The following is a 10,531-nucleotide window of genomic DNA, read 5'->3' as shown; positions in this document are numbered from 1 at the left end:
AGATCTAGTACGGCGTCGTGGCTGCGGAGATTTGTATAAGAGCCGGGGGGGGGGCCGTCGGCGGTGGGGAGGACGGTGCGGGGGCTGAGCCCGCCGTGCGCGACGCCCGCCTCGTGGACGGCGGCCAGCGCGGTGGCCGTGGTGGCGGCCAGCCGGTAGAGGTCGTCGGCCGCGAACGGCCCGTGCCGCTCGACGGCGTCCCGCACGCTCACCCCTTCGACGTACTCGCCGACCAGGTAGGGCGGGTCGGCCCCGAGGCGGTGGTCGACCAGCGGGGCCACCCGTAAGGAGCTGACCTGCCGGACCGCCGCCACCCAGTCGGCCAGCGCCCCGGGATCGTCGGGAGGCGCCAGCACCCGCAGGGCATGCCGGACCCCCGACTCGTCGTAGGCCTCGCGGACACCGCTGCCGAGCCGAACGCCTAGCCAGTAGCCTCCCAGCCGATCGCCCATGCGGAGTCGGATGCCTTCTTCCGGTCAGCGGTGCAGGCGGGCCCTGTGGTCCGGCCATTCCTCTACGAGGATGCCGAAACAAACGGTGTCGCGCCAGGTGCCGTCGGTACGGCGGCGGTGGCGGCGCAATGTGCCCTCGTGCACCCCGCCGATCCGCCTGATGGCGTTCTGGGACCGCTCGTTCAGGCAGTCGGTCTTCAGCAGCACCCGGTTGAAGCCCAGCTTGTCGAAGGCGTGGTCGATCAGCAGCAGCTTGCACGCGGTGTTGACGGCCGAGCGCCAGTACGCCCTGCCGTACCAGGTCCAGCCGATCTCGATGCTCTCGTCGAAACCGGGCACGTCGCAGTAGGCGGTCCACCCGGCGGCCTTGCCGGTCGCCTTCACGATCACCGCGTGCGGGACGTGCTTGTCGTCCTCGATCAGCGTGCGGGCGACCGCGGCCAGTTCCTCCTCGGTGCGCGGCGCCGCCACGGGCAGCCACCGCCACAGCTCCTCGTCCCCGCCGCCGGCGGCGAACAGGTCGGGCACGTGCTCCAGGGTGAGCGGCTCAAGGCGGACGTCGTCGTTCTCCAGCACCACGGGTGCCGGCAAGGTCGCGGTCATGGCGGTCAGCTTAGGGACGGGCCGTCGGCGCGCTGATGTCCACCTGGGCGATTTTGCGGGGAACCACCTGTCGACACTCATACCGGCCGGTCGGTAGGCTCGCGGCATGGACTTCGCCTTCGACACCGTCACCGAGGACCTGCGGCGGCGCCTGCTGCTGTTCATGGACGAATGCGTCTATCCCGCCGAGTCCGCCTTCGAAGAGCAGGCCCGCACCAGCGGCTGGAGCGCCCCGCCGCTGGTCAACGACCTGAAGGACGAGGCCAGGCAGCGCGGCCTGTGGAACCTGTTCCTGCCCGGCGAGCACGGCGCCGGGCTGACGAACCTGCAGTACGCGCCACTGGCGGAGATCATGGGCCGCAGCCCGCACCTGGCGCCGGTCGCCACCAACTGCGCCGCGCCCGACACCGGCAACATGGAAGTGCTGTCCATGTTCGGCAGCGAGTGGCAGCGCAAGGAGTGGCTGACCCCGCTGCTCGACGGCGAGATCCGCTCGGCGTTCGCGATGACCGAGCCCGACGTGGCCTCCTCCGACGCGACGAACATCGCCACCTCGATCATCCGCGACGGTGACGAATACGTCATCAACGGCCGCAAGTGGTTCATCTCCGGCGCGATGAACCCCGCCTGCAAGATCTTCATCGTCATGGGCAAGACGAACCCGGAGGCGCCCAAGCACCGCCAGCAGAGCATGATCCTGGTGCCGCGTGACACGCCCGGCATGACGATCAAGCGCGGCATGCACGTCTTCGGCTACACCGACGCCGACCACGGCGGCCACGCCGAGATCGTGTTCGAGGACGTCAGGGTCCCGGCCGACAACCTGATCGGCGAGGAGGGCGGCGGCTTCGCCATCGCCCAGGCCCGGCTCGGCCCCGGCCGCATCCACCACTGCATGCGCCTGATCGGCATGGCCGAGCGCGCGGTCGAGCTGATGTGCGAGCGGGCGCTGGCCCGCACCGCCTTCGGCAAGCCGGTCGCCCAGCAGGGCGTGGTGCAGGACTGGATCGCCGAGTCCCGCATCAAGATCGAGCAGCTGCGCCTGCTCGTGCTCAAGACCGCCTGGCTGATGGACACCGTCGGCAACCAGGGCGCCCACACCGAGATTCAGGCCATCAAGATCTCCACCCCGATCACCGTGGAGTGGATCCTCGACAAGGCCATCCAGGTGCACGGCGCCGGCGGCGTGTCCCAGGACTTCCCGCTGGCCGGCCTCTGGGCGGGAGCCCGCTCGCTGCGCCTGGCCGACGGGCCGGACGAGGTGCACAAGCGGTCGCTGGCCTACCGCGAGCTGAAGAAGCACATGTGATGACGACAGGAGCTGGAGTGGACGAAGCACGGCTCAAGGAACGCGTCGCCGCGTTCCTGAGCGAGAACGATCCGGACGGCGACCGGCTGGAGTTCCTGCGGGCCAGGTTCGACGCGGGTCTGGCGTGGGTGTGGTTCCCCGAGGGCCTCGGCGGGCTGGGCATCTCGCGCGAGCTGCAGCAGGTGGTCGAGCGCGAGCTGGCCCACACGCCGCAGCTCGACGGCGGAGTGCAGGGTATCGGGCTGGGCATGGCGGCGCCCACGATCCTGGCCTTCGGCACCGAGGAGCAGAAGCGCCGTTTCCTGCGCCCCCTGTGGACGGGCGAGGAGATCTGGTGCCAGCTCTTCAGCGAGCCCGGCGCGGGGTCCGACCTGGCCACGCTCGGCACCCGCGCGGTGCGCGACGGCGACGAGTGGGTCGTCGACGGCCAGAAGGTGTGGACGTCAGGCGCCCACCACTCGCGCTGGGCGATCCTGGTCACCCGTACCGATCCGGACGTGCCCAAGCACCGCGGCATGACGTACTTCGTCTGTGACATGCACGCGCCCGGCGTGGACGTGCGCCCGCTGCGGCAGATCACCGGCGAGGCCGAGTTCAACGAGGTGTTCCTCACCGGCGTGCGGCTCCCCGACGACCTGCGGCTCGGCGAGGTCGGCGACGGCTGGCGGGTCGCCCAGACCACGCTGATGAACGAGCGCGTCGCCATCGGCGGCGGCCCGGTGCGGCGCGGCGGCGGCATGGTCGGCGCGGTGCTGGAGTTCTGGCGCGAGCATCCCGAGCTGCGCACCCACGACCTGCACCAGCGCCTGCTGTCGCTCTGGGTGGAGGCCGAGGTGACCCGCCTGTCCGGGGCGCGGCTGCGCGAGCAGCTCGCCGCCGGCCAGCCCGGCCCCGAGGGCTCGGGCATGAAGCTGTCGTTCGCCAAGCTCAACCAGGCGCTGTCCGGCCTGGACATCGAGCTGCGGCGCGACCTCGGCTACGACGACTGGGCCTTCCGCCGTTCCGAGACCGTCGACTTCTACGGCCGCGGACCCGGCTACCGATACCTGCGCGCCAAGGGCAACTCGATCGAGGGCGGCACCTCCGAGATCCTGCGCAACATCATCTCCGAGCGGGTGCTCGGCCTGCCCTCAGAGCCCCGCGTCGACAAGGACGTGCCCTGGAAGGACCTCCCGCGATGACGAGCCTGCTGTATTCGGAGGTCGAGGAGGAACTGCGCGCCGCCGTGCGCGGCCTGCTCGCCGACCGCTGCCCGCCCGCCGCCGTGCTCGAGCGCGCCGAGTCGGACCCGTACGACCTGGACCTGTGGAAGACGCTGGCCGGGGAGATCGGGGTGGCCGGGCTGCTCATCCCCGAGGAGCACGGCGGGGCCGGCGCGTCCGCCAGCGAGGTGGCGGTCGTGCTGGAGGAGCTGGGCCGGGGCGTCGCGCCGGTGCCGTTCTTCACCAGCTCGGTGCTCGCCACCCGGGCGCTGGTCCAGGCCGGGGCCGCCGGCCTGCTCGAACGGCTCGCCGACGGCCGGTCCACCGCCGCGCTCGCGGTGTCGTTCGCGGCCTCGCCGTACCACCCGTCGCGCGGCTCCTCCGTACGGTCGGCCGACGGGCGGCTGTCCGGGACGGTCACCGGCGTGGCCGGGGCCGACGTGGCGGACGTGCTGCTGGTGCCCGCCGACGGCGGCCTCTACCACGTCGAGGGCGCCCAGGTGGCGGCCGTGTCGTCGCTGGACCTGACCCGGCCGGTCGCCACCGTCACGCTGGACGGCGCCGAGGCCACCCGCCTCGGCGACGTGGACGTGGCCGAGGTGCTGCGGTTCGGGGCCGGGCTGCTGGCCTCCGAGCAGTACGGGGTCGCGCAGTGGTGCCTCGACACGACGCTCGCCTACGTCAAGGAGCGTCACCAGTTCGCGCGGCCGATCGGGTCGTTCCAGGCGATCAAGCACCGGCTGGCCGACCTCTGGCTCGACGTGGTCAGGGCCAGGGCCGCGGCGCGCGGCGCGGCGGCCGACGGCTCGCCCGTGTCGGTGGCCGTGGCCCAGGCCTGGAACGCCGGCGTGGCCGTGCGCGTGGCCGAGGAGGCGCTGCAACTCCACGGCGGCATCGGGATGACCTGGGAGCACCCCGTGCATCTCTATCTCAAGCGCGCCAAGGCCACCGAGATCGCCCTGGGCACCCCCGGCGACCATCGGGAGGCGCTGGCCTCACTCGCCGAGGTGCCCGGCCCCGAGAGAGGTCAGCAGTAGGTCGGCGAAGTGCTTGCCCACCTGGGCGCCGGTCAGCGGCCCGTCCGTGTGGTACCAGGTGCCCAGGTGGTGCACCGAGCCGAAGAAGTAGTCGACGACCAGCTCGGCCGGCACCCGGTCGCTGAACACGCCGTCGCGCTGGCCCTCCAGCACCAGGTCGCGGAAGCGCTCGTGGTAGCGGCGGCGCTCGGCCCGGACGCTCTTGCGGGTCTCGGGGGCCAGCAGGTGCATCGAGCGGAAGAAGATCTTGGAGTCGTCGAGGTTGTCGGTGGTGGTCTCGATCACGTCGGCGGCGGCGCGGTGCAGCCGCTCGACGACCGTGCCGCCGCTGTCGGCGATCTGCGTCAGCCGGTCCATCTGCATGCGCAGGACCCTGCCGTAGATTTCATGCAGCAGGTCGTCCTTGGAGTCGAAATAGTGATACATGGCGCCTTTGGTGACGCCGGCGGACATCACGATCTCCTGGACCGAGGTGCTCTCGAACCCCTGTTCGGCGAACAGCCGGGTGGCCTCGGCGAGCAGCCGCTGGCGTACCGGTTCCTCTTTCATCACGGACGACAGCATACCGACTGGTCGGTCGATCCGTGATGCTTCTCCTAGGGGTACCAATTCCGTCACCTTAGGCTCACCTTGGTTTCGGATGGGGTATCTCTTTAATCGGCGAGGGATCTTCGGCGTGGCAGATCCTGTTGACGACACACTCATTCGGGGAGTTTGCCGTGCCCGGTGGCTCTATCTACGTGCAGCAGGACGAGAAGTACACGGGGTCGTCCCCCCAGTGGTGGTACGAGAAGTTCTGGCGTGAGGAGGCGCAGAGCCGGCGCAGGGCGCGCATCCTCAAGGCGGCGGCCGGGTTCGCCGCCGGCTTCGCGCTCGGCATCCGCTTCGACGTCACCTACACGGCGTTCTACGCGCTCCTGGTGGCCGGGCTCGTGGCCGCCGGCGACTGGTGGCTCGACTGGCGGCGCTTCCAGGCCACGGCCGTCTGGCGCGGGCGCAGGCAGGGCGAGGCCATCACCGGCCGCCTGCTGCGCCGCTCGCTGGGCAGGCGCGGCTACACCGTGCTCGACGGCCGGGCGATCAAGGACAAGGCGTCCATCGACCACCTCGTGATCGGGCCCGGCGGCGTCTGGATCGTCGACAACGAGTCCTGGAGCCCCGACACCGAGATCGCCACCTACGGCGGCCGGCTGTTCTTCGGCGAGAAGTACGGCACCAAGGTCGCCAAGCCGCTGGTCGAGGCCGCCGAGGCGTTCGCCGACCTGCTCACCCGCGAGACCGGCGTCCCGGTCACCATCACCCCGCTGCTGGCCGTGCACTGCGGGATGCTCCCGCGCCGCGGGCTGCTGGAGGTCGAGGGCATCACCCTGCTCAAGCCGCGCCTGGTGGCGCGGCGCATCCGGGCGAGCGCCGGCGACCGGCTCGACCCCGCCCAGATCGAACTCCTCACCCGCACGGCGGCAAGGGAGCTCCAGCGCGCTTGATGACAGGCGTGGTTCCCGCGTCGCGACCTCAGACGCAGCGCACGACGAACGACTCGCCGGTTCCGTCGTGCACGTTGTACGTGCTGCCGGCCACCGTGCCGTCGTCCGAGGCGACCGTGAGCCACATGTGGTGCGTGGGCGACTTCGGGATGGAATGGACGAACTGGCCGAGCCGCCAGATGCCTACGCCACCGCCGGTGGCCGCGTCCGTGGTGCCGGTGATCAGGCCGTCACGGTTGACGGCACGGGTGTCGGAGCTCTGCGGCAGCACGCGCGGTACTCCGTCGGTGTCCCAGAGCACGCCGTAGGTGCGGTAGGGCGAGGTGTAGCTGATCGAGCCGATCACCCGGCCGTTGGAGATCTTGGTCGCGAACGTGCCGGCCGCACCCGCGATCTTGGCCAGTGGGGTGACGGTGCCGTTCCGCCACAGGGCCGGGCCGTCCGGCGACTGCAGCAACACCGTGCCGTCCTCGTCCGCGTCCGCGGGCTCGTAGCCGCCGGGCAGGACGGTCTCGATCACCTGACCCGGCCGGTCGGCCGGCCAGCGCAGCAGGCGGTGCACGTACTGAGTGCCGATCCGCACCATGTTCCGGCCGGTGACGTCGCCGTTCTCGTTGATGGTGAGCGGCCGGAGGAATCCGTCGGCGGGGCGGGCGAGTTTCTCCGCCTGGCCGTTCTTGAGCAGGATCGCGTAACTGGGCCCGAAATAAGGCGGGGCCGCTATGGCGGTCCAGGCCAGCACGGTGCCCGACCGGGTCTCGTCCGGCAGACCCACGATCGGCTCGTCGCCGACCTTGGCGCCGTGGTCGACGAACTGGCCGTTCCGCCAGGAGACGCCGTGCCAAAGGCCGTCCGCCAGCACGGCGCGGCCCGAGAAAGCGCCCTGGTGGTTCGTCGCGGTGACCGACGACTGCTGGGTGCCGGCCGGCACGGGTAAGTCGGAGGGCGTCCAGGCGCAGGCGGCGGCCGAGGCGGCCGGCACCGCCGTGCCCGAGGCCAGCAACAGCGCGGCCCCGGCGAACGCATGACAGAGTCGGTTCGGTTTCACGGCATTCCTCTCGCAGAACCAGATGGTGCTAGCAACCGTAGATCGGCGAGGAATGCCTGGTTATCCATCCCGGTGCGCACCGCAATTCACAAGAAATCCCTAGGCGATGCTCTCGATGAACGCGGTCAACTGCGCGACGTTCCGGCATTCGTACATGGGCACGACCGTGCCGTAGTCGGTCGCCACCGAGTCGCCGGTGTCCCACTGCTGCCGGGGCTCGGGGTTCAGCCAGTACGCGTGCCGGGCGCGCCGGGTCAGCGACTTGAGCGTGTCGAGGGCGGGCTGCTGGTAGTTGGAGCGCGCGTCACCGAGGATCAGCAGCGACGTCTTCGGGCCGATCGCGTCGCCGTAGCGCTCGGCGAAACCCTCCAGCGCGTGACCGTAGTTCGTCCGGCCGAAGCGCACCATGTCGGCCTCGTTCGCCAGCCGCGTCATCGCCTCCACCACGTCGGCGCCCGGGACGAAGAACCGGGTGATCTCATCCACCGTGTCCACGAACCCGAACGCCCGCACCTTGGTGAACTGCTCCCTCAGCGCGTACGTGAGCAGCAGCGTGAAATGCGCGAAGGAGGAGACCGAGTCGCTGGTGTCGCAGAGGATGACCAGCTCCGGCTTGTGCGGCCGGGGCGGCTTGAAATGCGTGGTCAGCGGCACGCCGCCACTCTGCAGCGACGCCCGCACGGTCTTGCGGAAGTCGAGCCGCCCGCGCCTGCCCTTCCTGTGCTTGATCGTCAGCCGTGCCGCCAGCCGCCGGGCCAGCGGATACACCTCCCTGCGCAGCCTGGCCAGGTCGGCCTTGGTGATGCGCAGGAAGTCGATGTGGTCGAGCGGCGGGCGCACGGCGGAGCGGGCGATCTTGTCGATGCCGGAGTCCTCGGCGATGCGGCGGCGCACGTCGGTGGCCACCGCCTCCTCCAGCCGCCGCGTGTTGGCCGCGACCCGCTGGCGTGCGGTCTTCTCGGCCAGCCCGCCGCGCTCCTGCCCGGTCAGGACCTCCTTGAGGATCCTGGCCATCAGCGTCTCGGGGGACAGGGCGCGCATGACGCTGTAGGAGAACCAGTTCTGCCTGCCCGCCGCCGCCTCCTGCCGGCCGAACCGCTCCACCATGGCGCGGGCGAACTCCCGCATCTCGGCGTCCGTGCTCTGGGTGAGCAGCCCGGCCAGGTAGTCGCGCAACTCCTCCAGGGGCGCCGACTCCAGGTCCGGGCGCGGCCCGTACAGCCCGGTCGTGGACATCGGGAACCACAGGTCGAACAGCACGTCGAAGCCCGGCCGGTAGGCGGGCTTCTTGACCAGCGTCGCCGCGTAGGCGGCGCGCAGCGACTCGCGGTCGGCCAGCTCGATCACCCGCAGCGCCCGCGCCGCGTCGAGCCCCTCGGCCAGCGATACGGGCAGGCCGGCTTCGCGCAGCGCGTGCACGAAGCCGACGTGCCTGTCGACGAGCGAGGTCACGGCGTGGCCAGCCCGAGTTCCTTGACCGCGCGGGCCTGGTCGGAGGCGTGCTTGAGGACCACGCCGAGGGTGCCGGCGACGGTCGCCTCGTCCAGTTCCTCGCGGCCGAGCGCCAGCAGCGTGTTGGCCCAGTCGACGGTCTCGGCCACCGACGGCGCCTTCTTCAGCTCCAGCGACCGCAGCGTCGCCACCGTCCTGGCAAGCTGCTCGGCGAGGTCCGCGCGGAGCGTCGGCACCTGGCTGAGCACGATGTCCCGCTCGCGTTCCGGAGTCGGGTACTCGATGCGCAGATAGAGGCAGCGCCGCTTGAGTGCCTCCGACAGCTCCCGCGTGGCGTTGGAGGTCAGCACCACGAACGGCCGGCGTACGGCCTCGATCGTGCCCAGCTCCGGGATCGTCACCTGGAAGTCGGACAGGAGCTCCAGCAGAAGCCCCTCGACCTCCACGTCTGCCTTGTCGGTCTCGTCGATCAGCAGCACCGACGGCTCGGCGGACCGGATCGCCTTCAGCAGCGGGCGCTCCAGCAGGAACTCCTCGCTGAAGATGTCGTCGTCGGCGCTCGTGGCCTGGATGCGCAGCAGCTGCTTCTTGTAGTTCCACTCGTACAGCGCCCGGGCCTCGTCGAGGCCCTCGTAGCACTGCAGCCTGATCAACTGGGCGTCGGTGGCCAGGGCGACCGCCTTGGCGAGCTGCGTCTTGCCCACTCCGGCCGGCCCTTCGACCAGCAGTGGCTTGCCCAGCGCGGCGGCGAGGAAGACCGAGGTGGAGATGGCGTCGTCGGAGAGGTAGTCCACGGCGGCGAGCCGCTCGGTCACGTCGGCGGGCGAGTCGAACATCGATGCTCCTGTCTGCAGGCCGAACTTTATTCTAGCGGCACGGGTGCGACTTCCGCCGATTCGACCTGGATGCTCGGTGCCGGTATATTCCTACCTGCACGGCGCGCCGCTAGCTCAGTTGGTTAGAGCAGCTGACTCTTAATCAGCGGGTCCGGGGTTCGAGTCCCTGGCGGCGCACCCTGACAGAAACCCCAGTTCGGTAGGCCGAGCTGGGGTTTCTTGCTTCTCGGAGGGCCTCGGGGGGTTGCTCGTCGGTACGGTTCCGGCGCATGGCTGGTGTTTCGGTCGCCGGTCCGGGGCGACGGTGGCCGTCGGGCTTGAGCGCCCAACGCGTGGCTTCCGGGCGGTAGTAGTTGGCGTACAGCCTGCTGACTACGCTCAAGCTTGTGTGCTGGGCCTGTCGCAGACGTGGAGGTTGTCCAGCCGTGCGCCAACGTCCAGAGGTGTGATCCACCTGCTGCGCGGACCTTTCAGGTACGCCGCCCGCCGGGACTGAGGCAAGATCGGTTGCGCTCAAGCCCTTCGACACCGCCCGACAAGGGGGCGGCACTGGAGAGGTTCTGCGAGTTCCCGAGGTCTGGGAGCAGAAGTGCCCGGTCATCTTGCGTCTGTGGCACAGCGGTTTGGCACAGTTTGTGACCTTCCCGGCCTTCGACGTCGAGATCCGCAAGGCCATCTACTCCACCAATGCCATCTGGGCCAACGCCCGATCCATAAGGCGGTTCCGTTGAGTTGAACTCCTACGCATTCTAGTTTTGCCCCGTCGCAGCCAGGACCTTGTCCCGAACACGCCCTGTACTTGTACGACGCGACGCTGCGAGATGGGCAGCATGCCGTGGCGCACCAGATGTCACATGACGATGTCGTCACGTATGCGCAGGCTGCACAGAACGCAGGTATCGATATTCTGGAGGTCGGCCACGGTAATGGTCTCGGGGCTTCTTCTCTCCATATCGGTCGAGCTGCGCTGACCGATCGCGCACTGAACGCTTTTCATCCTCATGCCGCCTGCGCAACGCGGTGGTTCTGGAGGACGGCGATGGCCTTGCACAGGTGCCCGGCCTTGGAAGGACAGCACCGTAGCTTCCGAAGAATCTTCCAGCTCTTC

Annotated in this window: 10 protein-coding genes, 1 tRNA gene and 1 pseudogene; 6 read left to right on the top strand and 6 right to left on the bottom strand. The window is 69.9% G+C overall.

What is annotated here, in order from left to right:
* A pseudogene (locus ADY59_RS44490) lies at nt 1–452 on the bottom strand (hypothetical protein); the annotation flags it as partial.
* Nucleotides 453–476: 24 nt separating this feature from the next.
* Nucleotides 477–1,055: a GNAT family N-acetyltransferase gene (locus tag ADY59_RS44485; RefSeq protein ID WP_049576534.1), complete on the bottom strand. Its 579-nt coding sequence runs from the start codon at nt 1,053–1,055 to the stop codon at nt 477–479.
* A gap of 106 nt (nt 1,056–1,161) precedes the next feature.
* On the opposite strand from ADY59_RS44485, the gene ADY59_RS44480 reads away from it, so the two are divergent.
* From ADY59_RS44480 to ADY59_RS44470, 3 genes are read left to right on the top strand one after another with little or no spacing between them, the layout of a single operon-like run.
* The gene (locus ADY59_RS44480) at nt 1,162–2,364 is read left to right on the top strand and encodes an acyl-CoA dehydrogenase family protein (RefSeq protein WP_049576533.1); all 1,203 of its coding nucleotides are present in this window, start codon (nt 1,162–1,164) and stop codon (nt 2,362–2,364) included.
* On the top strand, nt 2,364–3,545 hold the full coding sequence (locus ADY59_RS44475; RefSeq protein WP_049576532.1) for an acyl-CoA dehydrogenase family protein: 1,182 nt from the start codon (nt 2,364–2,366) through the stop codon (nt 3,543–3,545). Before ADY59_RS44480 ends, ADY59_RS44475 begins: the two co-directional genes overlap by 1 nt.
* Entirely contained in the window at nt 3,542–4,603 is a 1,062-nt protein-coding gene (locus ADY59_RS44470; protein ID WP_049576531.1) for an acyl-CoA dehydrogenase family protein, read from the top strand. The genes ADY59_RS44475 and ADY59_RS44470 overlap by 4 nt, the downstream gene beginning before the upstream one ends.
* Here the strand turns inward: ADY59_RS44470 and ADY59_RS44465 are convergent.
* Nucleotides 4,562–5,152: a TetR/AcrR family transcriptional regulator gene (locus ADY59_RS44465; protein WP_231619186.1), complete on the bottom strand. Its 591-nt coding sequence runs from the start codon at nt 5,150–5,152 to the stop codon at nt 4,562–4,564. The two genes, ADY59_RS44470 and ADY59_RS44465, sit on opposite strands and share 42 nt — an antisense overlap.
* Before the next feature lie 170 nt (nt 5,153–5,322).
* Between ADY59_RS44465 and ADY59_RS44460 the strand changes: the two genes are divergently transcribed.
* Nucleotides 5,323–6,087 (top strand): nuclease-related domain-containing protein, encoded by a 765-nt coding sequence (locus tag ADY59_RS44460; RefSeq protein WP_049576526.1) that lies wholly within the window; start codon nt 5,323–5,325, stop codon nt 6,085–6,087.
* Nucleotides 6,088–6,115: 28 nt separating this feature from the next.
* Here the strand turns inward: ADY59_RS44460 and ADY59_RS44455 are convergent, their stop codons facing one another.
* The 3 genes from ADY59_RS44455 to ADY59_RS44445 all read right to left on the bottom strand — a co-directional run bounded on the left by ADY59_RS44455 (nt 6,116) and on the right by ADY59_RS44445 (nt 9,423).
* Nucleotides 6,116–7,135 carry a hypothetical protein gene (locus ADY59_RS44455; protein WP_049576522.1) on the bottom strand — a complete coding sequence of 340 codons (1,020 nt, stop codon included), beginning with the start codon at nt 7,133–7,135 and terminating at the stop codon, nt 6,116–6,118.
* Nucleotides 7,136–7,234: 99 nt separating this feature from the next.
* A complete protein-coding gene (locus tag ADY59_RS44450; protein ID WP_049576520.1) occupies nt 7,235–8,587 on the bottom strand; it encodes a vWA domain-containing protein in 1,353 nt (450 codons plus the stop codon).
* A complete protein-coding gene (locus tag ADY59_RS44445; protein WP_049576517.1) occupies nt 8,584–9,423 on the bottom strand; it encodes an AAA family ATPase in 840 nt (279 codons plus the stop codon). Before ADY59_RS44445 ends, ADY59_RS44450 begins: the two co-directional genes overlap by 4 nt.
* A 103-nt stretch (nt 9,424–9,526) precedes the next feature.
* Between ADY59_RS44445 and ADY59_RS44440 the strand changes: the two genes are divergently transcribed.
* Nucleotides 9,527–9,600 (top strand) — tRNA-Lys (locus ADY59_RS44440).
* Between the two features lie 383 nt (nt 9,601–9,983).
* On the top strand, nt 9,984–10,154 hold the full coding sequence (locus ADY59_RS54185; RefSeq protein ID WP_156326123.1) for a transposase: 171 nt from the start codon (nt 9,984–9,986) through the stop codon (nt 10,152–10,154).
* Nucleotides 10,155–10,531 lie beyond the last annotated feature (377 nt).

Source organism: Nonomuraea sp. SBT364 (assembly GCF_001083785.1).
GTDB lineage: Bacteria > Actinomycetota > Actinomycetes > Streptosporangiales > Streptosporangiaceae > Nonomuraea.
The sequence above is the reverse complement of the archived record's forward strand: the minus strand, read 5'-3'. Positions and strand labels throughout refer to the sequence as shown.